Below are 20,790 nucleotides of genomic sequence, written 5' to 3'. Positions count from 1 at the left end.
AGTCTCCTTCGAGGACGTAAGTTACTGCTCGGTTATCTTACAGTTCGGCCGGGTCTCAGTGAAATCGATCACGTTTGCCGAGATAACCGGCGTCCGCTGACCTGTGAGCAGTCTAACCAAGTCGAATCAGGGGGCGTTCAGAGTACGATGGTCAGAACCCGCTCACGTCTGTTCTGCGAAGGAAGGTAATGACGACGAACCCTGAGGAGACCGGTTTCCGCTATGATGCGGCGCTGGCCGAAAAGATCGAGAAGTCTTGGCAGCGCACATGGGAGGAATCGGGCACGTTCCACACCCCGAACCCCACCGGAGACCTCGGCGAGCTCGACTCCCAGGATGCTTCGTCGCCCTACGGTCCGCCGGCCGACCTGAGTGAGCGCGAATCCCTGTACATCATGGACATGTTCCCGTACCCCTCCGGTGTGGGACTGCACGTCGGCCACCCGCTGGGCTACCTCGGCACCGACGTCTACGGCCGCTACCAGCGGATGCGCGGACACAACGTCATGCACGCCCTGTCCTACGACGCCTTCGGACTGCCCGCCGATCTCTACGCGGTGCAGACCGGGCAACACCCGCGCATCACCACCGATGCCAATATCGCGAACATGACCGAGCAGCTGCGCCGCCTGGGGCTGGCCCACGATGTGCGCCGTCGCTTCGCCACGACCGACGACAAATTCGTCAAATGGACGCAGTGGATCTTCCTGCAGATCTTCAACTCCTGGTACGACACCGCGGCGACCACCCCCGACGGTGAAGCCAAAGGCGCGGCTCGTCCGATCGACACGCTCATCGAGCAGTTCGCCTCCGGTGCCCGCCCCACACCCGACGGTCGCGCCTGGTCGGAGCTGAGCTCGACGGAGCGCGAGAACGTCCTGCAGGGCTACCGCCTCGCCTACGTCTCCGAATCCCCGGTCAACTGGTGCCCAGGGCTGGGCACCGTGCTGGCCAATGAAGAGGTCACCGCCGAGGGGCTGTCCGAGCGCGGAAACTACCCGGTCTTCACCCGCCGGCTGCGCCAGTGGAACATGCGCATCACGGCCTACGCCGACCGCCTCATCGACGACCTCGACGCACTCGACTGGCCGCATGCCATCCACGCGATGCAGGTCAATTGGATCGGCCGCTCGAAGGGCGCCCTGCTGCGCCTGCCCATCGCCGGTGACGATGCTTCCGACATCGAGGTCTACACCACACGCCCGGACACCCTGTTCGGCGCCACCTACCTCGTCCTCAGCCCCGAACACCCGCAGGTCGCCGACCTGACCGCTGAATCCTGGGATGAGACGACCCCCGAGTCCTGGCGCGGGGGAGAGGCCACCCCCGCCGAGGCGATCGCCGCCTACCAGCGCGCCGCTGCGGCCAAGACCGACGCCGACCGGCAGCAGAGCCGGGAGAAGACCGGCATCTTCACCGGCTCCTATGCGCTCAACCCGGCCACCGGGGCACAGGTTCCGATCTTCATCGCCGACTATGTGCTCATGGGATACGGCACCGGAGCGATCATGGCCGTGCCGGCCGAAGACGCCCGTGACTGGGACTTCGCAAAGGCGTTCGGACTGCCCTATATCCGCACCGTGCAGCCTCCGGCCGACCACGACGAGGACGCGCCGTTCACCGGCACCGGGGTGATGATCAACTCGGCCAATGCCGAGATCGACATCAACGGCCTCGAGATCGACGCGGCGAAGGCCCAGGTCACCGAATGGCTGGCGGGAAAGGGACTGGCCACCGAGTCCACCCAGTACCGCCTGCGCGACTGGCTGTTCTCTCGCCAGCGCTACTGGGGCGAACCGTTCCCGATCGTCTACGACGAGAACGGCACCCCGATCGCTCTGCCCGACGAGATGCTGCCCGTCCAGCTGCCCGAAGTCGACGACTTCGCCCCGCGGACCTACGCGCCCGACGATGCCGACAGCCGTCCCGAACCGGCGCTGAGCCGGAATCAGGAATGGACGAGCATCGAACTCGACCTCGGCGACGGTCCGAAGACCTACCAGCGTGAGACGAACACGATGCCCAACTGGGCCGGATCCTCGTGGTACCAGCTGCGCTACGCGGACCCGCACAACGACGAACGCCTCGTCGACCCCGCCAACGAGAAGTACTGGCTGGGACCGCGGGCCTCGAAACCGCGCGGTGGCGCCGACCTCTACGTCGGCGGACAGGAACACGCTGTGCTCCACCTGCTCTATGCCCGCTTCTGGCACAAGATCCTCTTCGACCTCGGGCACATCTCCTCGTCCGAGCCGTTCCACCGTCTGGTCAACCAGGGATACATCCAGGCCTATGCCTACACCGATTCCCGCGGCGTCTACGTCCCCGCCGCCGAGGTGGAGGAGAAGACCGAATCGAACGGTGAGCTGACGTTCTGGTACAACGGCGAACAGGTCAACCGGGAGTACGGAAAGATCGGCAAATCGCTGAAGAACTCCGTCATGCCCGACGAAATGTACGACGCCTTCGGCGCCGACACCTTCCGCGTCTACGAGATGTCGATGGGCCCGCTGGAACAGGACCGCCCCTGGGACACCCGCGCCGTCGTCGGTGCCCAGCGGTTCCTGCAGCGCGTGTGGCGACTCTTCGTCGACGAGGCCACCGGCGAGTCCGTGGTCGCAGACGGCGAGGCCGACGCCGAATCGCTCAAGGTCCTCCACCAGGTCATCGACGGTGTGCGCGAGGACATGGACCATCTGCGGTTCAACACCGCGATCTCCAAGCTCATCGTGCTCACCAACCACGCCACCAAACAGGGCGGCGCGACCCGGGATGTCCTCGAACCGCTGACGATCATGCTCGCGCCCTTCGCACCGCACCTGGCCGAAGAGCTGTGGTCACGTCTCGGTCACGAGTCGACTCTCACCTACGCGGCCTTCCCCGAGGCGGACCCGAACCACCTCGTCGCCGAGACCGTGACCTGCGTGGTCCAGGTCAAGGGCAAGGTGCGCGCACGGCTCGAAGTCGCCCCGGACATCTCCGCAGAGGAATTGGAGACGCTGGCGCTCGAATCTCCGAACGCCCTCAAGGCCCTCGGCGGTGCCGGAGTGCGCAAGGTGATCGTGCGTGCACCGAAGCTGGTCAACATCGTTCCCGACGCCTGAAGGCACGGCGATACTTTGCCGTAACACAGCATCTGGGAGACTGCATGGGTACGGGCGCCGGACGGCGGCACCCCTTCTTCGACTACGACTGGTGAGAGCATGACGAACGACAGAGTCCAAGACGAGATCCGACACGCCCTCGGCGTGCGACCGCAGATCGACCCGGCGACGGAGATCGCCCGCCGGGTCGAGTTCCTCGTCGACTATGTGCTCACCACCGGGGTCAGAGGACTCGTGCTCGGCATCAGCGGCGGACAGGACTCCACACTGGCCGGCAGGCTCTGCCAACTGGCGGTGGAGGACCTGCGCCGTCGCGGTGCCGAGGCCGAGTTCTGGGCCGTGCGTCTGCCTCATCATGTGCAGACCGATGAGTCTGACGCTCAGGATGCTCTGTCCTTCATTGCCGCCGACCATGAGCTGGCGATCAATATCGGCGCCGCCACGGATGCGGCCGCCGAGGAATACGAGAAGGCCACAGGAGAGCCGATCACCGACTTCGGCAAGGGCAACGTCAAGGCCCGGATGCGGATGATCGCCCAGTTCGAGCTGGCAGGGGAGAAGAAGGCGCTCGTCGTCGGCACCGATCACGCCGCCGAGGCGGTCACCGGGTTCTTCACGAAGTTCGGTGACGGTGCGGCCGACGTCATCCCTCTGGCGGGTCTGAACAAACGGCAGGGACGGGAACTGCTGCGCCACCTCGGTGCTCCCGACCATCTCATCGTCAAGGTTCCGACCGCGGATCTGCTCGATGACGAACCGGGGCAGACGGACGAATCCTCGCTGGGTCTGAGCTACGACCAGATCGATGACTTCCTCGAGGGGAAGGAGATCGAGCCCGCGGCCGCCTCGGCGCTCATCGAGAAGTACCGCCGTTCGGAGCACAAACGGCGGACCCCTGTGGCTCCGACGGATACCTGGTGGATCCGGCACTGAGCCCGACAGACGAAAACAGGTGAGGGCCCTCAATCTCTGAGGGCCCTCACCTGTTGATCGGTACTTCAGTCGTTCAACGGCGGGGTGCCCGAGACGAGTCCGAGTTCGAGAGCCGTCTGGTTGAACTCCCACCGGGAGGAGACGAAATCGTCGCTGAGGCGTTCGCCGCGGCTCTGGGCTTCGGTGTAGCCGCGCCAGCCGTCTTTCCGTGCGTCACCGGGGCGGATCTCACGGATCCCGGAATCATCGGGAGAGACCTGAGTCTCCTCCTTCACCCAGAGCGACAGCCCCTCGGCAGCCCGATAGAGGTTCATGAACGCGGTGTGCGAGCGCGGATTGTCGAAGCTGGCCTTCTTGAACTCGGCACAGAAGGTGGTGAGCGGTTCGAGCTCATCGACGGCGACGGTCGCGAAGGTCGCATCCAGTCGCAGGGACTGGACGAGACCCGACGAGTCCGGGATGAGTTCGAGGATGCGGCGGGCGCGACGCTCATCGGGAAGCAGTTCGACCGCGTCCTCCACCGGGGTCAGCCCGAGCGTGTCCATCCGCCCGCGCTCGACACTGAGCTGCTGCCGCAGCGCATCGATCTGCTGCTGGGCGCGGCGCCATTCGCCGTGGAACATCAGCAGTGCGGCGATCACGCCGAGGCACAGCACGAGTCCGATGATCCAGGCTGCGGAGTGCAGTCCGGGAATGGCGAAGGCGATGATGCCGAGCACGGTGAGCACAGCAAACGTCACGGCGGCCGGTGAGTTGGTGAGGAAATCAAGGAAACGCTTCACAATTCCAAGCCTACTGTTTCAACCTCCACATATCGTGGAACCGGGTGGCATATAGTGTGGTCGAAAACGCATGCCAACTGCCAGGAGAGCTCGGTTTGAAGATTTCAGTCATCGGTTGCGGATATCTGGGCGCGGTCCATGCGGCGGCCATGGCGTCCCTGGGTCATGAGGTCACGGGAGTCGACGTCGACACCGAGAAGGTCGAGGCGCTGATGTCGGGCCGTCCGCCGTTCTTCGAACCGGGGCTGAGTGAACTCCTCGTGAAGGCTCAGGAACGCGGAAAGCTCGAGTTCACCACCGACGTCTCCCGCGCCGCCGATGCGGTGGTGCACTTCGTGTGCGTGGGCACCCCGCAGAAGCCCGGCGAGTTCGCCGCCGATGTCACCTATGTCGATGCGGCCGTGGAATCGCTGCACCCGCACCTGACTGCCACGTCGGTGGTTGTGGGAAAGTCGACCGTTCCCGTGGGCACCGCCGAGCGTCTGGCCGGAATCATCGCCGACACCGGAGCCGCGATGATGTGGAACCCGGAGTTCCTCCGTGAAGGCCATGCCGTCGAAGACACTCTCCACCCGAACCGTCTGGTCTACGGAGTCGCCGACGGGGAGCCCGGGCAGGCTGCGGCCGCGACTCTCGACGAGGTGTACGCGTCGATCCTCGCCGACGACACCCCGCGGATGATCACGGACTTCGCGACCGCCGAGCTCGTCAAGACTGCGGCGAACTCGTTCCTGGCCACGAAGATCTCGTTCATCAATGCCATGGCCGAACTCTGCGAAGCCTCGGGCGCCGATGTCACTCAGCTCGCCGATGCGATCGGCATGGATGACCGGATCGGACGCAAGTTCCTCAACGCCGGACTCGGCTTCGGCGGCGGCTGCCTGCCCAAGGACATCCGCGCCTTCATGGCCCGGGCCGGCGAGCTCGGCGCCGATCAGGCGGTGGCCTTCCTCAAGGAGATCGACTCGATCAATATGCGCCGGCGTGTCCGGATGGTCGACATCGCCCGCGACGCCCTGGGCGGGTCGTTCATCGGCAAGAAGATCACCATCCTCGGTGCCGCTTTCAAGCCCGACAGCGACGATGTCCGTGACTCCCCGGCACTGGCCGTGGCCAGGCTCATCGCCACCCAGGGCGGGCTGGTCACGGTCACCGACCCGCAGGCGATCGGCAATGCGCAGAAGTCGTTCCCCGAACTCGACTACGTCGCTGACACCGCCGAGGCGATCACCGGGGCCGAAGCCGTGCTGCTGCTGACGGAATGGCGCGAATACCGCGACCTCGACCCAGCGGCGGCCGCTGAGCTCGCGACCGGGAAGGTGCTCGTCGACGGTCGCAATGTGCTCACTCCCGAACTGTGGCGTGCAGCGGGCTGGACCTACCGGGCCCTGGGCCGTCCATGAGAATCGGGCTGGTCACCGACTCCACGGCGCAGCTCTCAGCAAGCGAACGCGAAGAGCTGGGCGAGGCCACCGGCGGCCTCTTCGCCGTGGTGCCGCTGACCGTGCTCATCGGCGGAGTCGCTTTCGCCGACGGTGAGGTCGATGCCGGGCATCTGTGCGCGACGATGACCGAGGGTGTCGAGGTCACGACCTCCATGGCCACCCCGACCCAATTCTCCGAGGCCTACGGGCGGCTGCGGGAGGACGGGGCCGATGCCATCATCGTCGTGACGATGTCCGCGGAGCTTTCCGGCACCCGCGATTCCGCGGTCGCAGCCGCAGAGGCCGAGGACATCCTCGTTGATGTCGTCGACTCGAGGACCACCTCGGCGGGATTGGCCGGGGCGCTGTCCGTGGCCGTGGCCGGGATCCGGCAGGGGCACGACGCCGAATCGATCGCCGGAACCATCGCCGACTGGTGCGCGGCAGAGACCCGTACCGTGTTCGCCCCCGGCAACCTCGAATTCCTGCGCCGAGGCGGCCGGATCGGTGCCGCATCATCGCTGCTTGGCAGGGCCCTGCAGATCGTTCCCGTGCTCGGCCTCAACGCCGGAGTCGTCGTTCCGCTCGCTCGGGTGCGCACTCGCGCGAAAGCGCTGAAGAAGATCGTCACTCTCGCCGTTCAGGCCGCCGCCGAGGTGGCCGACCCGGAGGACACCGTGCACGTGGAGGTGCAGAACGCCGAAGGGGAGATGGACGCAGCCGACGCCGAGCTGCTGAGCTCACGGCTCCGCGAACTCGGATTCGAGCCCTCGTTCAGGACGCTGTCGACGATCATCACCGCGCATGTGGGGCCCGGCACGGTCGGAGTGACCGTGCAGACGAAACCCTGACTCACACACCCGGGCCTGCATCCGGGCCTGGGGACGATCGTGTGACTTGATCACCTCAGCCCTGTGGACGCCGAACCCGTGTCCACAGGCCGGGGCGCTGTCATGGCCGTCGTGTGCCAGCAGCGCCTATCGTCGGGTCATGGCTGTGTCTCCGGATGATCGTTTCGCGGGCCTCCTGGGTGCCAGTGCCGAGCGCGGTGGTTGGGTGCCGGGCGACATCTATACCGCCGACACCGCCGGTGACGAGGCACCCGTCGAGCCGCGACGGGTGCGGCTGCCCGTTGTGGTGGCCCTGGGCATCGCCACGGTCGGCATCCTCGTCCTCGCCTTCTTCCTCTTCCGGCCCGCGCCACAGCATTCGCCTGTGGGCAGCGGTGGCGACCCCGGCGACGGTGCAGAAGCCGGTCAGTCGCCTGCTGTGACCGAGGATGGAGCCGAAGCAGGCACAACCGCCTCGGCGACGTCCGGCGAGGCGAACGGGAAGGTGATCGTCCACATCACCGGGGCGGTGAACGATCCCTCCGTGGTCACCTTGAAAGCGGGAGCCCGAGTCCAAGACGCCGTCGAAGCTGCCGGAGGACTGAGCCCCGGCGCCGACGGCGAAGCGGTGAATCTGGCGCGCGTGCTCGCCGACGGTGAGCAGATCCATATCCCGACAGAAGGCGAAGCACCGGCAGCCGGCGTCGATGGTGCGGGGGCGGACGGCGTCGGCGCGGGAGGAGGCAGCGGTTCACCGGGAACCGCGGATTCTTCCGCAGCCGCGAACAGCGGAGCACCCGGGACCGGGAAAGTCGATCTCAACACCGCCGATGCCACGACTCTCGAGACGCTGCCCGGAGTCGGGCCGGTGACCGCACAGGCGATCATCAGCCACCGCAGCCAGCAGCCGTTCGCGAGCGTCGAGGATCTGCTGCTCGTCAAAGGCATCGGGCCGAAGACCTTCGAGAGCCTCAAAGATCTTGTCACCGTCGGCTGAATCGGACCGTCCCGGTTCGCGGTCTCGAGCGCGAGGGTCTGGGACGAGGGCGTGGGAGCGCAGGCGCGCCGGACTGGCACGGAGGTCCGGGGCAGTGGTCGCCTCGATGCGGGAGCACGCGGCGCTGTGGCCGGGCTCCATGCGTCTCCTCTGCTGTGCCGCGGGCCTGTGGGCCTGCGCACTCCTGGCACCGGGACCGTGGGCGCTGTTCGGCATTCCCGTGCTCGGGCTGGCCGGGATCGTGATCCTGCGACGGCACCACCACCTCGGTGTCGGGATCCTCGTCTTCACCTGTCTGCTGACCATCCAGATCACCGCCCTGGCCGCCGCACACGGCCCCGATGAAGAGGTCGAGACCACGGGGCTCGTCGTCGGCCACAGCGAACCCGGAGCGTCCGGATGGACGCGACTGACGCTGGTCACACCCATCGGGTTCACCCACGTGCTCAGCCCCGAAGCCGCCGCGGACGGAGCGAGAGTGCGGATGCGCACGACCCGCCTCGACGACATCCGCGCCACCGATGCAGACCCACACGTGCTGGCAGAACCGAACACACTGTGGCAGTGGCGAGAGACGCTTCGCACCGAACTGCGCGAGGATTCGGTGGCCGCCGGCAACGACGGCGGACGGCTGCTGCCCGGGCTCGTCGTCGGCGACACCTCACCGCAGGACGACCGGATGGTCGACGATATGCGAGTCGTCTCCCTCACCCACGTCTCGGCGGTATCCGGCAGCAACGTCGCGATCGTCAGCCTCGGTGCCGGACTGCTCGCCGGAGCCTGCCGAGCCGGACCGCGGCTGCGAGTGAGCATCGGGGTGCTCACCTGCCTCGGCTACGTCTTCATCGTCGGCTTCGAACCCAGCGCCATCCGCGCCGCCGGAATGGCGATCGCGGCGGCACTCGTGTTCCTGCGCGGCGGCGGGATCTCCCCGGTCGCGGTCATGTGCTCGACAGCGAGCCTGCTTCTGGCCTTCGTCCCCGTCCTGGCCACCTCGGTGGGGTTCGTCCTGTCCGTGGTCTCCACGGCCGCGATCATGTTCGTCGTCCCGGTCCTGCTGCGCCGCCTCGCCGTGCACCTGCCGCTGGCGCCCACGGTGCTCGTGACCGCACTCATCGTGCCCTTCGTCGCCCAACTCGCGTGCACCCCGGTTCTCGTGGCGATCGATCCGCGCATCGGACTCTGGTCGGTCGCCGCGAACGCACTGGCCGCACCCGCGGTCATGCCGGCGACGGTGGCAGGATTTTTCAGCCTCGTGGCCACCGGCATCGCGACGACGGGACTGCCCGGAGGCGACTTCGCCCCGGCCCTGTTGGCCTGGATCGGATCGTTTCCGGCCTGGTGGATCGTTCTCATCGCCCGAATCTGCGCCGCCCTGCCCGGTGCGGGCCTCGACTGGCCGGTGCCGCCGGTCGGAACGCTGTTGGCACTCGGGCTGCTCGGCCTGGCCGTGGTCGGAACCGGGATGCTCGTGCGTCGCAGGCTCTGGGGCCTGCCCGTGCTCGTTCTGTGCTGTGTGCTCACCGCCGCCGTCATCGTTTCGGTGAGGGCGAAGCCGCCGGCCGCGGACTGGCTGGTGCTCGTCTGCGATGTCGGTCAGGGGTCGGCCGCGGTGATCAACCTCGGTGGCGGTCGCGGTCTCGTCGTCGACACGGGGCGCGAGCCGAAACCCATCGACACCTGCCTCGACTCATCCGGGATCGAAGAGTTGGATCTGCTCATCTCCCACTTCGATGCCGACCACTTCGCCGGTTACGCGGGCACGACGTGGGGGCGCAGGGTCGTCCGTCTGTACGTCTCCGCGAATGTCGCTGCCTCGCCCGAATCAGAGCGGGTGAGCGCTGACACCGGCGCGGAGGTGGTCCCCACCCACCGTGGCCAGACGCTCGACTTCGACTCGGCCAGTCTTGAGGTGCTGTGGCCTCCGGTGCGGTCGGTGCCCGCGGCGGAGGATGAAGAGCTGCGCAACGACGACTCCCTGGTGGTGCGGGTCGAGCAGGAGGGGCTGAGCACCCTGCTGCCCGGCGACGTCGGAGCCGAGGAGCAGTACGTGCTGGCCCAGCAGGTCCAGCCGGTCGATGTGCTCGTCGCGCCGCACCACGGCTCCTCCGATCTGGCTCCCGAATTCTTCGCCGCCGCGGCACCCGGTCTCGGTGTCGTCTCTGTGGGGGAGAACAGCTATGGACATCCGAGCGAGAAGTCTCTGCGGGCCTTCGGCCCCATGCCCGTGCTGCGCACCGATCACTGCGGTTCGGTCGCTCTCTACGCGCAGAGTCGCTTCAGCACCGGACACGACTGTCCCGAGGACAAGGGGTGAGCCCGTGAGTGAGGGTCCGTCATGTCGGTCGTGTCGGACGGCCGCGATAGGCTGGGGTCCATGGCAGTGAAGAAGACCCTGATCCCGTGGAGCTCGGCGAAACCGGCCCCTGTCGTCATGATCTCCGGTGGCGAATCGGTGCTCGTGCGCATGGCTAAGGACCGCATCGTATCGGCTGCACGGAAGCAGGATCCCGAGGAGATCGAGTTCGATGCTGCCGGATACCAGGCCGGTGAGCTGGCGATGGCGGCGTCACCGTCCTTGTTCTCCTCCTCGAAGCTCATCGTCGTCGATGCCGTCGAGAAGTGCTCGGAAGATTTCCTCAACGACGCGCTGGCTTATCTCGATGCCCCGAACGATGACGCCGTCGTGGTGCTGCTGCACGCTGGCGGCAACCGGGGAGCGAAACTCGTCAAGAAGATCGACTCCGCAGGCTTCCCACGTATCGACGCGGCTGTGGTGAAGAACGAAAGCGATCGGGCGAAGTTCGCTCAGACCCGGTTCAAGACCGCGAAGCGACGCATCGACGAAGCGGGAATGGCCGCGCTCATGTCGGCGCTGGGCTCCGATCTGGCCGAACTCAATGCCGGGGTCGACCAGCTCATCGAAGACACCGAAGGCACGATCACCGCCGAGGTCGTCGATCAGTACTACGGTGGACGAGTCGAGGCCACCGGCTTCAAGGTCGCCGATGCGGCAGTGGCCGGGGACGCGAAGAACGCGCTGAGTCTGCTCAGGCATGCGCTGTCGACCGGGTCCGATCCGGTCCCGCTCGTGGCGGCAGTGGCGATGAAGCTGCGCGGCATGGCGAAGGTGCAGGGATTCGCCGGCACCAGCGGGGAGCTGGCCTCGGAGCTGAAGATGGCGCCATGGCAGGTCGACCGTGCCCGCCGGGAGGTGAGGCGGTGGAACGAGGTGGCGCTGGGCCAGTCGCTCATCGCCGCGGCCGAAGCCGATGCGGCCGTCAAGGGCGGCGGACGCGACCCCGTCTATGCGGTCGAGTGGTTCGTCTCCGAAGTAGCCCGCCTAGCCCGCCAACGCTAATTGCTACCTGACGGCGGCCCAGCAACCTCGCGCGAGGTTGCTGGGCCGCCGTCAGGTAGCAATAAGGGAAGAGAACGGGGTCCGAACCGTGTGGTTCGGACCCCGTGAAGCTATAGCCTCAGTCGTGCGCTCAGAGAGCGTTGATCTGCGTGGACAGGCGCGACTTGCGGTTCGCAGCGTTGTTCTTGTGCAGAACACCCTTCGAAACAGCTTTGTCGAGCTTGCGGGCAGCCACAGCATAAGCCTGCTGTGCCTCTTCCTTGTTGCCGGCAGCAATGTTCTCGCGAACGACGCGGACGTAGGACCGAACCTCGGACCGGACAGCCTTGTTGCGCTGACGAGCCTTCTCGTTGGTCTTGATCCGCTTGATCTGGGACTTGATATTAGCCAATTTCAACACTCTTTCGTGTTAGTGGTACATGGTCGTGAGGGCGCATCGAACCGACATGATCATCTCCGCGGGGAAACACATCGACGACTTCGAATCCGACGGCATCTTCACCCGACCTCGGCGAGACACACGCCTTGATGAAGACACAATCACCTATGATACAGCCTCGGGTCGCGGGCTGGAAATCCCGTGCAGCCTCGTCGCGCAGTGCACACAATGGTCCGTCCGGGCTGTCAGGCGGGTCTCAGCCGGAGATGTGCTCGGCGACGCGGTCGAAAACGTCGCGGGGGATGACCGCACCTTCCCGGCGGATCGAATCCGGGTCGAGGCGGATGATCCGATCAAGGCGGAGTTCAGAGGGCCTTCCCTGCGAATCCCAGTCCCCGGTGCCGATGTTCATCCACTTGGCGTGCCGGTCCTCGCGGACCTCGCCGACGCCGCCGGGGATGTGATCCTTGCTCGTGAGCATGAGCGCGAGCACCCACCTGCCGTCACGGCCGACGACCAGCGACGGGCGATCCTTTCCCTGTGAGTGATCCTCCTCGAAGGGGACCCACCCCCAGACGACCTCGCCCGGATCGGCATCGCCGTCGAGATCGGGGGAGTAGCTGACCTTGATCGACCCCGTGAAATCACCGGGGTACGAACCCGAACCGCCTGAGCCGGCACGGTCATCAGGCCTCGCCGAGGTGGCACCTCCACCGCCCGGCCGCGGAGGATCCTGCCGGCGGGCATCCGTGGGCTGCGAGGAGCCTCCGGAGTTCTTCTTCGACTGCGACTGTCGCAGGTAGCGCAGTCCCTCACGGACTCCGATTCTCGCGGCCCGATTGACCAGTGATTTCCAATTCATATGTCCAGCCTAAACGAGTCGACTGCCGCAGGTCGCGCAGAACAGCGAACCGACGCAGACATATGAAACCGACACGGTCATGTGAAATCGAGGACAGCCTCGACTGGGAAATGGTCGGAGGGGTACGTCCCGTCGATCTCGAACGTGTCGATGCGCGTGGACACCGTGCGCAGGCCCGGGGTCGTCAGGATCCAGTCGATGCGCGGCTCACCGGCTTTCGGGCCCGTGTAGCGATGGAAGGTGCCGATATCCTCCCCGGGGATCTCCGCGGCGGTGTCGGTGAGGCCGAGTTCGGTGCAGAAGAAGTCGTAGACCGGGGAGCCGGTGGCGACATTGAAGTCACCGGTGACCACGCAGGGATGGGCCGCCTCGGCGATGGACTCGGCCATGATCCGACCGGACTCGAGACGGGCGCGCTCGGACTTGTGGTCGAGGTGGGTGTTGAGCACACGCAGCCGTCGGTCGGAGTCGAGGTCGCGGACATCGACCGTCGTCAGGGTGCGTGCATGCGAGACTCCCCATGACTCCGATGCCACGGTGTCGGGCTGTTCGGACAGCCAGCTGATGTCGACGGCGTCGACGTCGAAGCGCTTCGAATCGAGGATCACGGCCGTGAACTCTCCGGAATTGCCGCCGGAGTGGCCCTCTCCGAGCCAGATGTACTCCTCGGGCAGCAGGCTGATGAGCGTCTCGAGCTGGTCGAATTCGCCCTCCTGGGTGCCGATGAGGTGCGGACGTGCGCGCCGGATGAGCTCGGCGGCGATCGGCAGCCGCTCGGCCACCGGATGTCCGTCCATGGCGGGATAGCGGAGGTTGAAGCTCATGACCCGGAATTCGCTCATGCCACCATCTTCCCCGATCGGCACGGTCCGGCACATGCATCGGCCCCGTTCGGCGCGGACGAATCGCATCCGACAGCTGACGAACCGCGAAAGTCCCCGACGATGACGACGTGCACGTCTGTGGATTCCAGGTCCGTGCACAAGTCATGAAACAATGGGAGATCGGGTCTGACCGGGGACCCGGTCTGTCAACGAAAGGGCGTTCATGTCACCTCAGGTGAATCAGGAAGCTGCACAGCGGATCTCACCGTCTGCCACCTCACCCGAGCTGATTCGCAATTTCTGCATCATCGCTCATATCGACCATGGCAAATCGACCCTGGCCGACCGCATGCTCCAGATGACCGGTGTCGTCGAGAACCGCGATATGCGCGCCCAGTACCTCGACCGGATGGACATCGAACGCGAACGCGGAATCACCATCAAGTCCCAGGCCGTGCGCATGCCGTGGGAACACGGGGACACTCCGTACGCGCTCAACATGATCGACACTCCCGGCCACGTCGACTTCAGCTACGAGGTCTCGCGGTCCCTGGCCGCCTGTGAAGGCGCGCTGCTGCTCGTCGACTCCGCTCAGGGCATCGAAGCCCAGACGCTGGCCAACCTGTACCTGGCCATGGAGAACGATCTGACGATCATCCCCGTGCTCAACAAGATCGACCTGCCGGCCGCACAGCCGGAGAAGTACGCGGACGAGCTCGCCAACCTCATCGGCTGCGAACCCGAGGACTGCCTGCTCGTGTCCGGCAAGACCGGTGAAGGCGTCGAAGAGGTCCTCGACCGCATCATCACCGATATCCCCGCTCCTGTCGGCGACGCCGACGCCCCGGCCCGCGCCATGATCTTCGACTCCGTCTACGACACCTACCGCGGTGTGGTCACCTATGTTCGGCTCGTCGACGGTTCCCTCAAGCCGCGTGAGAAGATCGAGATGATGTCGACCGGCAGCACTCACGAACTGCTCGAGATCGGTGCCTCCTCACCCGAGCCGAAGGCGACGAAGGGCCTCGGCGTCGGTGAGGTCGGCTATCTCATCACCGGGGTGAAAGATGTCCGGCTGTCGAAGGTCGGCGACACCGTCACGCTGGCCGCGTCTCCCGCATCGGAACCGCTCGAGGGGTACAAGGAGCCGCAGCCGATGGTGTATTCGGGCCTGTTCCCGATCGACGGCTCGGACTACCCGGTGCTGCGTGACGCGCTGGACAAGATCAAACTCAACGATGCCTCCCTGGCATACGAGCCCGAGACGTCCACGGCGCTGGGCTTCGGCTTCCGCTGCGGCTTCCTCGGCCTCCTGCACCTCGAGGTCCTCCGCGATCGGCTCGAGCGCGAATACGACCTCGACCTCATCTCGACGGCACCGAGCGTGATCTACGACGTGACCATGGAGGACGGGACCGAGACGACGGTGACGAACCCGAGCGAATTCCCCACGGGCAAGGTCAAGGAAGTCAGAGAACCCATGGTCCGGGCGACGATCCTCACTCCGAGCGACTACATCGGTGCGGTGATGGAGCTGTGCCAGACCCGTCGGGGCAACCTGCAGGGCATGGACTACCTGTCCTCGGACCGCGTGGAGATCCGCTACCGCCTGCCGCTGGCAGAGATCGTCTTCGACTTCTTCGACCAGCTCAAATCACGGACCAAGGGCTATGCGACGCTCGACTATTCCGATGACGGGGAGGATCCGTCGGATCTCGTCAAGGTCGATATCCTGCTGCACGGCGACCAGGTCGATGCGTTCTCGGCGATCGTCCACCGCGACAATGCCTACTCCTACGGTGTGGCGATGGCAGGCAAGCTGCGCAAGCTCATTCCGCGCCAGCAGTTCGAGGTGCCCATCCAGGCGGCCATCGGCTCTCGCATCATCGCCCGTGAGACCATCCGTGCCATCCGCAAGGACGTGCTGTCGAAGTGCTACGGCGGCGATATCAGCCGTAAGCGCAAGCTGCTCGAGAAGCAGAAGGAGGGCAAGAAGAGGATGAAGGTGGTCGGCACCGTCGAGGTCCCGCAGGAAGCCTTCATCGCGGCCCTGTCCTCCGACGAGCCGGAGACGAAGGACAGCAAGAAGTAAGTGCCCGCACAACCGACCGGTGAGGTCCCTCCGCGCGACGGTTCGCTGCCGACTTCGGCGGGGATCGGGGCCGCTGAGCGAGGGCTGAGCCTCTACATCCACGTCCCGTACTGCCGGGTCCGCTGCGGCTACTGCGACTTCAACACCTACACCGCCGACGACCTCGGCCCGGGCGCGTCCCGTGAGGACTACCGCGGAAACCTCGCCCGTGAGCTCGATCTGTCCGTGTCCACCCTCGCCGAGGCTGGGGCGGGCGACCGTGAGGTCTCGACGATCTTCTTCGGCGGGGGCACCCCGACGCTGCTCGCAGCCGACGTGCTCGCCGGGGTGATGGACGATGTCCGCGCCCGCTTCCGCCTGGCCGAGACCGTCGAAGTCACCACCGAAGCCAACCCCGACACCCTGGATCCTGCCTATATCGCGACTCTCGCCGGAGCCGGTGTCAACCGGATCTCCATGGGGATGCAGTCGGCCGTGCCGCATGTGCTCGCGACCTTGGACCGCACCCATGATCCGGAGAAGATCCCTGAGGTGGCTCGCTGGGTCAAGGACGCCGGACTCGAACTCAGCCTCGACCTCATCTACGGCACCCCGGGGGAGTCGATCGACGATTGGCGTCGCTCGCTGGAGGTTGCCCTGTCCAACGAGGTCGATCACATCTCGGCGTATTCCCTCATCGTCGAACCGGGAACGAAGATGGGCGCGATGGTGCGCCGCGGCGAACTGCCGATGCCCGATGAGGACGACTTGGCCGACAAATACGAGATCGCCGACGCCGCGATCTCCGCCGCCGGTCTGCATTGGTACGAGGTGAGCAATTGGTCGACCGGTCCCGATACGCGCTGTGAACACAATCTGGCCTATTGGCGCAATGCCGACTGGTGGGGCTTCGGGCCGGGCGCCCACTCCCATGTCGGGGGTGTGAGGTTCTGGAACGCCAAACATCCGCGTGCCTGGGCCGACCGGCTCGTGGCGGGGCAGTCCCCGTCGATCGGTCGGGAGGTCCTCGATGATCGGACCCGGGAGATCGAGCGGATCATGCTCGCCGCTCGGATCGACCGTGAGCTGCGCCTGGACTCTCTGGCTCCGGGCAGCCAGCAGGCGATCAGGACCTTCGTCGGACAGGGTCTGCTCGACGCGGATGGCGCCGCGGCCGGCTGGTTCCAGCCGACTCTGCAGGGACGTCTCATGGCCGACTATATGGTGCGTATCCTCACCGAATACGTGTGAATGAGTCTCGCCCCGCCATCCGGATCGGGCGGCGGGGCGAGCTGCTCAGCGAATCTGCGCCGGTGGGACTCTCGGGCTGCGTCAGCTCACTTGATCCAGTTCGGAGTCATCGGGATTCGGTAGCCCTCACCGCGGTTGGCTGCCATTCCGGCGATGATCTCGATGACGATCATGTAGATCGAGAGCACCGGCAGGAGCAGCAGGATGAGGAAGCCGATGCCGACGATCGTGAGGATTCCGCCGATCAGTCCGATGCCGAATCCGGCGATGACACCGATGATCAGCAGGTTGAGCGACTGTGCGCCATGATGACGCAGGAACGGCGACTTGTCCTTGTTGATGATGAAGAGGATGAGGGTGACGATCCAGCCGACGCCGACGACGTAGGTGGCGGCGTGTGCGAGGTGTGACCACAGTGCGGTGGTGCGTTCGCTCTGGTCGGAGTTCCAGAATCCGAGTGAGTTCGGACCGTAGGCGGCATCCGGAAGTTCTGCTCCCATGGGAACACCGGCGGCAGCCGACTGCGCCGAGGATGCTCCCTGGAATCCGTATCCCGCCTGCGGCTGTCCCTGGGGAGCGCCGAAAGGCTGCTGGGAGCCGTAGCCGGGCTGTGAGCCGTAGGCCGGATTCTGCTGCGGGGAGCCGTGCCCGGCGTGGGGCTGCTGAGAGCCGAAGCCGGGCTGAGATCCCTGCTGAGGGTTCTGCGGCTGCGAGCCGTACTGGGCCTGACCATTCTGCTGCGGCTGCGAACCCTGCTGCGGCTGCTGCGCTTGCGGCTGCTGCGCTTGCGGCTGCTGTGAGCCCGACTGCGGGGAATAGTTCGGGGGCATCGGCTGTGACTGTCCGTTGTTCGGCTGCTGCGGGTTGTCCGACATGAGAGTCCCTTCAGAGTGTGCGATCACTCCACATTAGCCCAGGGAGTGCGGGCTGTCCCAGAGTGCGCGGGGTGACGGGGGATGGTCACTTCACGAAGTTGATGGTGAGCGGAAACCTATACCCCTCGCCCCTGTTCGCTGCGACGGCGGCAATGATGTAGAGGACGCAGTAGACGAGTGGGACGATGACCGCGGCGTACATGATGATGATGCCGATCCCGAAGGTCACCAATGCGAGGATGAAACCGAGGATGCCGAAGACGAAGAGGGCTGCGAAGGTGACGATCGTGTTCGTGATCATCGCGTTGAGTCCCTGACGCGAATGCTCGCGGACGAACGGCGACTCGTCCTTCTTCACGAGGAACATGATGAGCGGCATGAACCCGAACAGAAGCGCGCCGAGGTGGGTCCACAGAGCCGTGGTCCGGTCGGGTTCGGGGGCCATCCAGAACTGTTCGGAGCCGGGTCCGTACGCCTGCTCGGGCAGGGAGCGGGAGTCGAACATCGCCGGGTTGTGCATCTGCGGCATGCCGTAACCCGGCTGCGCGCCAAATCCAGTCTGCCCACCGTACCCCGGCTGACCGCCGTAACCAGGCTGCGCGCCGTACCCCGGCTGACCGCCGTAACCAGGCTGCGCGCCGAACGACTGTTGTGAGCCGTAGCCCGTCTGACCACTGTGCGTCTGCGGCCGAGAATACTGCTGGCCCTGCGGCGCGTAGGGCTGCTGCGGGCCCGACGCCTGAGAGTAGTTCGGCGGCATCGGTCGGCTGCCCGGCTGCTCGGGGTGGTGCGACATGGGGATCCTTTCGAAGAACGCTTGCCCTCCAGACTAGCCGAGCCCCGTGTCCCGAGGATGTCGGGAAAGCCTCACTCCTGTGACAGTTTCGGCACACGCCGACAGCTCGCCGTGACCACCACGGGCCACCGCCGCACCACCGAAGTCACTCAGCCGACGGTGACGAAATCGATGAGTTCCTCGACCCGACCCGACAGCGTCGGTTCGACATCGGCGATGGTGCTCACCTTCCCGAGGATGCGCACCCACCCGCGAGCGACATCTCGATGGTCGGCGTGCGGCCATCCGATGCGCCGGAGGATTCCCGTCTTCCAGTCCTCACCGCGGGGGACGACCGGCCATTGCCGGATGCCGACGACATGGGGCTTCACCGCCTGCCAGATATCGACGTAGGGGTGGCCGATGATGTGGACGACGTCGCGGTAGCGCGGATCGGCACGGACCGCCTCGGCGATCTTCGATTCCTTCGTCCCACTCACCAGGTGATCGGCGAGGACACCGACCCGATGGTCCCGATCCGGACCGAAGGCTGCGAGCTTGTCGGCGACGTCGTCGAGACCGCCCAGGGGTTCGACGACGACGCCTTCGATGCGCAGATCATCGCCCCAGATCTTCTCGACGAGTTCGGCATCGTGCTTGCCCTCCACCCAGATCCGCGATCCACGAGCCACCCGAGCCTTCGCGCCGACCACGGCGCGAGACCCGGAAGCCGTCCGCCCGGGCTGCTGCGCCTTCTTCTTCGGCAGCTGCACATCGACGGGCTGTCCTTCGAGGAGGAAACCCGGTCCCAAGGGAAAGGCACGGACCTTGCCGACGCGGTCCTCGAGCTTGACGACGACACCGGCCGTGGTCTTCTCCGCGCCGACGACAGCACCGACATAGCCGCTCATCGCATCCTCGAGAACCATGCCCAGGCCGAGCTCGACCTGACGGGACTTCTGCGGACGGTGCGACGACGGCGAGGAACCGGAGAGCACATCGGGGCCATAGCGATCAAAAGCATTCACGGGCACCCACCATAATCAAGGACGGTCCCGCAGGCGCGCAGACCCGCAGGTCACCCCCAGAAATGAATTCCGGGGACGAGAAGCGTAGAATTGGCACTCAGGCTCAAGGAGTGCCAAGTATCGGCACGGGACCGTGATCGGCTGAAGAGACGGAGAGGAGAACCGCGATGAACGACAGCAGACGTGCACAGGTGCTGCGCGCCATCGTCGAGGACTTCGTCGCCACCAACGAACCCGTGGGATCGAAGGCGATCGTCCAGCGCCACACCCTCGGCGTCTCCCCGGCCACGATCCGCAACGATATGGCCCAGCTCGAGCACGAAGGCTATATCGCCCAACCCCACACCTCGGCCGGTCGGATCCCCACCGACCTCGGCTACCGGATGTTCGTCGACCGCATCGACGAGTTCAAACCGCTGACCACCGCCGAGCGCCGCGCGATCTTCCAGCTCATCGACGGCGATGTCGACCTCGACGAGATGCTCGACCGCACCGTCCGCGTGCTCTCCGGCCTCACCCGCCAGGTGGCGCTCATCCAATACCCGACGGTGTCGCGGGCGCGCATCAAACACGTCGAGATCGTCGGCCTCGGCCCCGGCCGGATCCTCGTCGTCCTCATCACCGACGCCGGTCAGGTCGAGCAGAAGTCCGTGATCACCCCGACCCCGCTCGACGAGGATGCCGTCCGCGGGCTGCGCGACCAGATCAATGCCGATTTCGCCGGACGCACGCTCGCGCAGGTCTTCGGTTCGTCCCCCACCGCCGAGGCGGTCGCCGCCGAATCGAGCGAGTCGGCGGGACGTGACGAGTCCGGACTCACACAGGTCAGGGCCGCCGTCGTCGACCTCGTCGCCGCGACCCGCGAAGAGCGCATCATCATGGCCGGGACTGCGAACCTCGCCCGTTCCGGCAGCGAATTCGGAGAGAAGATGGCCCCGATCCTCGAAGCCTTCGAGGAGCAGGTGGTCCTGCTCCGGCTGCCCACCTCGATGGCAGAGGACCATGGGGGGATCAGCGTGCGCATCGGGCGTGAGAATACTCACGAATCGTTCAGTTCGACTTCCGTCGTCGCCGCCGAATATGGTCATGACGCGGGTTCGTCGGCCAGACTGGCGGTGCTCGGCCCGACCCGGATGGACTATCCGACGACGATCTCGGCAGTCCGTGCCGTCGCGAAGTACGTGTCCTCGATCCTCGACCGAGGGTAGGGCCCGTGCAGTGACGACGACCAGGGGTGCCCGCAGTCGGGCAGCACGCAACCGGTGAGTACCGCGCAGGAGCGCAGCCACCACCA

17 protein-coding genes are annotated in these 20,790 nt (G+C 65.9%); 10 read left to right on the top strand and 7 right to left on the bottom strand.

Annotated elements, in window-relative coordinates; genetic code table 11:
• The first annotated feature begins 188 nt into the window (after nucleotides 1-188).
• Both leuS and nadE read left to right on the top strand, forming a co-directional pair.
• Complete coding sequence (leuS, locus tag CXR29_RS09885; protein ID WP_127364434.1) at nucleotides 189-3,104, top strand: leucine--tRNA ligase; 2,916 nt, start codon at nucleotides 189-191, stop codon at nucleotides 3,102-3,104.
• A 99-nt stretch (nucleotides 3,105-3,203) separates the two neighbouring features.
• Complete coding sequence (gene nadE, locus CXR29_RS09880) at nucleotides 3,204-4,037, top strand: ammonia-dependent NAD(+) synthetase (RefSeq protein WP_101553425.1); 834 nt, start codon at nucleotides 3,204-3,206, stop codon at nucleotides 4,035-4,037.
• A gap of 65 nt (nucleotides 4,038-4,102) precedes the next feature.
• Here nadE and CXR29_RS09875 read toward each other — a convergent pair whose 3' ends face one another.
• Nucleotides 4,103-4,819 carry a hypothetical protein gene (locus tag CXR29_RS09875; RefSeq protein ID WP_127364433.1) on the bottom strand — a complete coding sequence of 239 codons (717 nt, stop codon included), beginning with the start codon at nucleotides 4,817-4,819 and terminating at the stop codon, nucleotides 4,103-4,105.
• Between the two features lie 95 nt (nucleotides 4,820-4,914).
• Between CXR29_RS09875 and CXR29_RS09870 the strand changes: the two genes are divergently transcribed.
• The 5 genes from CXR29_RS09870 (at nucleotide 4,915) to holA (ending at nucleotide 11,431) form a co-directional block, all read left to right on the top strand.
• On the top strand, nucleotides 4,915-6,222 hold the full coding sequence (locus CXR29_RS09870) for a UDP-glucose dehydrogenase family protein (protein WP_101553427.1): 1,308 nt from the start codon (nucleotides 4,915-4,917) through the stop codon (nucleotides 6,220-6,222).
• Nucleotides 6,219-7,094, top strand: coding sequence for a DegV family protein (locus CXR29_RS09865; protein WP_164742801.1), 876 nt, complete (start codon nucleotides 6,219-6,221; stop codon nucleotides 7,092-7,094). Before CXR29_RS09870 ends, CXR29_RS09865 begins: the two co-directional genes overlap by 4 nt.
• Before the next feature lie 139 nt (nucleotides 7,095-7,233).
• Nucleotides 7,234-8,070: a ComEA family DNA-binding protein gene (locus tag CXR29_RS09860; RefSeq protein WP_127364431.1), complete on the top strand. Its 837-nt coding sequence runs from the start codon at nucleotides 7,234-7,236 to the stop codon at nucleotides 8,068-8,070.
• Nucleotides 8,071-8,164: 94 nt separating this feature from the next.
• Nucleotides 8,165-10,387, top strand: a complete 2,223-nt coding sequence (locus tag CXR29_RS09855; protein WP_241241401.1) for a ComEC/Rec2 family competence protein — start codon at nucleotides 8,165-8,167, stop codon at nucleotides 10,385-10,387.
• 60 nt (nucleotides 10,388-10,447) lie between these two features.
• Nucleotides 10,448-11,431, top strand: a complete 984-nt coding sequence (gene holA / locus CXR29_RS09850) for a DNA polymerase III subunit delta (protein WP_127364430.1) — start codon at nucleotides 10,448-10,450, stop codon at nucleotides 11,429-11,431.
• A 130-nt stretch (nucleotides 11,432-11,561) separates the two neighbouring features.
• On the opposite strand, the gene rpsT is transcribed toward holA, so the two are convergent.
• From rpsT to CXR29_RS09835, 3 genes are all read right to left on the bottom strand, one after another.
• Entirely contained in the window at nucleotides 11,562-11,822 is a 261-nt protein-coding gene (gene rpsT, locus CXR29_RS09845) for a 30S ribosomal protein S20 (protein WP_025777880.1), read from the bottom strand.
• Between the two features lie 244 nt (nucleotides 11,823-12,066).
• Nucleotides 12,067-12,672 carry a type II toxin-antitoxin system PemK/MazF family toxin gene (locus tag CXR29_RS09840; protein ID WP_101553431.1) on the bottom strand — a complete coding sequence of 202 codons (606 nt, stop codon included), beginning with the start codon at nucleotides 12,670-12,672 and terminating at the stop codon, nucleotides 12,067-12,069.
• Nucleotides 12,673-12,749: 77 nt separating this feature from the next.
• Nucleotides 12,750-13,514, bottom strand: a complete 765-nt coding sequence (locus CXR29_RS09835) for an endonuclease/exonuclease/phosphatase family protein (protein ID WP_127364429.1) — start codon at nucleotides 13,512-13,514, stop codon at nucleotides 12,750-12,752.
• Between the two features lie 205 nt (nucleotides 13,515-13,719).
• On the opposite strand from CXR29_RS09835, the gene lepA reads away from it, so the two are divergent.
• Nucleotides 13,720-15,588, top strand: a complete 1,869-nt coding sequence (lepA, locus tag CXR29_RS09830; protein WP_101553433.1) for a translation elongation factor 4 — start codon at nucleotides 13,720-13,722, stop codon at nucleotides 15,586-15,588.
• On the top strand, nucleotides 15,589-16,818 hold the full coding sequence (gene hemW, locus CXR29_RS09825; protein WP_101593392.1) for a radical SAM family heme chaperone HemW: 1,230 nt from the start codon (nucleotides 15,589-15,591) through the stop codon (nucleotides 16,816-16,818).
• 86 nt (nucleotides 16,819-16,904) lie between these two features.
• On the opposite strand, the gene CXR29_RS09820 is transcribed toward hemW, so the two are convergent.
• The 3 genes from CXR29_RS09820 to CXR29_RS09810 form a co-directional block, all read right to left on the bottom strand.
• Nucleotides 16,905-17,693 carry a DUF4870 domain-containing protein gene (locus tag CXR29_RS09820; protein WP_127364428.1) on the bottom strand — a complete coding sequence of 263 codons (789 nt, stop codon included), beginning with the start codon at nucleotides 17,691-17,693 and terminating at the stop codon, nucleotides 16,905-16,907.
• Between the two features lie 85 nt (nucleotides 17,694-17,778).
• Nucleotides 17,779-18,489, bottom strand: coding sequence for a DUF4870 domain-containing protein (locus tag CXR29_RS09815; RefSeq protein ID WP_127364427.1), 711 nt, complete (start codon nucleotides 18,487-18,489; stop codon nucleotides 17,779-17,781).
• 149 nt (nucleotides 18,490-18,638) lie between these two features.
• On the bottom strand, nucleotides 18,639-19,502 hold the full coding sequence (locus CXR29_RS09810) for a DUF3097 family protein (RefSeq protein WP_127364426.1): 864 nt from the start codon (nucleotides 19,500-19,502) through the stop codon (nucleotides 18,639-18,641).
• Nucleotides 19,503-19,663: 161 nt separating this feature from the next.
• Between CXR29_RS09810 and hrcA the strand changes: the two genes are divergently transcribed.
• Nucleotides 19,664-20,704, top strand: coding sequence for a heat-inducible transcriptional repressor HrcA (gene hrcA, locus CXR29_RS09805; RefSeq protein WP_127364425.1), 1,041 nt, complete (start codon nucleotides 19,664-19,666; stop codon nucleotides 20,702-20,704).
• Nucleotides 20,705-20,790 lie beyond the last annotated feature (86 nt).

The sequence above is a fragment of the Brevibacterium linens genome, assembly GCF_003999335.1.
In the GTDB taxonomy this organism is placed as follows: domain Bacteria; phylum Actinomycetota; class Actinomycetes; order Actinomycetales; family Brevibacteriaceae; genus Brevibacterium; species Brevibacterium linens.
Note: the sequence above shows the minus strand (reverse complement) of the source record. Positions and strands in the feature narration are given on the sequence as shown.

Excerpts from the sequence above, each read along its gene's own strand:
- CXR29_RS09815 (WP_127364427.1), bottom strand. The coding sequence starts at position 18,489 with ATGTCGCACCACCCCGAGCAGCCGGGCAGCCGACCGATGCCGCCGAAC.
- CXR29_RS09865 (WP_164742801.1), top strand. The coding sequence starts at position 6,219 with ATGAGAATCGGGCTGGTCACCGACTCCACGGCGCAGCTCTCAGCAAGC.
- hrcA (WP_127364425.1), top strand. The coding sequence starts at position 19,664 with ATGAACGACAGCAGACGTGCACAGGTGCTGCGCGCCATCGTCGAGGAC.
- CXR29_RS09820 (WP_127364428.1), bottom strand. The coding sequence starts at position 17,693 with ATGTCGGACAACCCGCAGCAGCCGAACAACGGACAGTCACAGCCGATG.
- CXR29_RS09835 (WP_127364429.1), bottom strand. The coding sequence starts at position 13,514 with ATGAGCGAATTCCGGGTCATGAGCTTCAACCTCCGCTATCCCGCCATG.
- leuS (WP_127364434.1), top strand. The coding sequence starts at position 189 with ATGACGACGAACCCTGAGGAGACCGGTTTCCGCTATGATGCGGCGCTG.
- lepA (WP_101553433.1), top strand. The coding sequence starts at position 13,720 with ATGTCACCTCAGGTGAATCAGGAAGCTGCACAGCGGATCTCACCGTCT.
- CXR29_RS09840 (WP_101553431.1), bottom strand. The coding sequence starts at position 12,672 with ATGAATTGGAAATCACTGGTCAATCGGGCCGCGAGAATCGGAGTCCGT.
- holA (WP_127364430.1), top strand. The coding sequence starts at position 10,448 with ATGGCAGTGAAGAAGACCCTGATCCCGTGGAGCTCGGCGAAACCGGCC.
- CXR29_RS09860 (WP_127364431.1), top strand. The coding sequence starts at position 7,234 with ATGGCTGTGTCTCCGGATGATCGTTTCGCGGGCCTCCTGGGTGCCAGT.
- nadE (WP_101553425.1), top strand. The coding sequence starts at position 3,204 with ATGACGAACGACAGAGTCCAAGACGAGATCCGACACGCCCTCGGCGTG.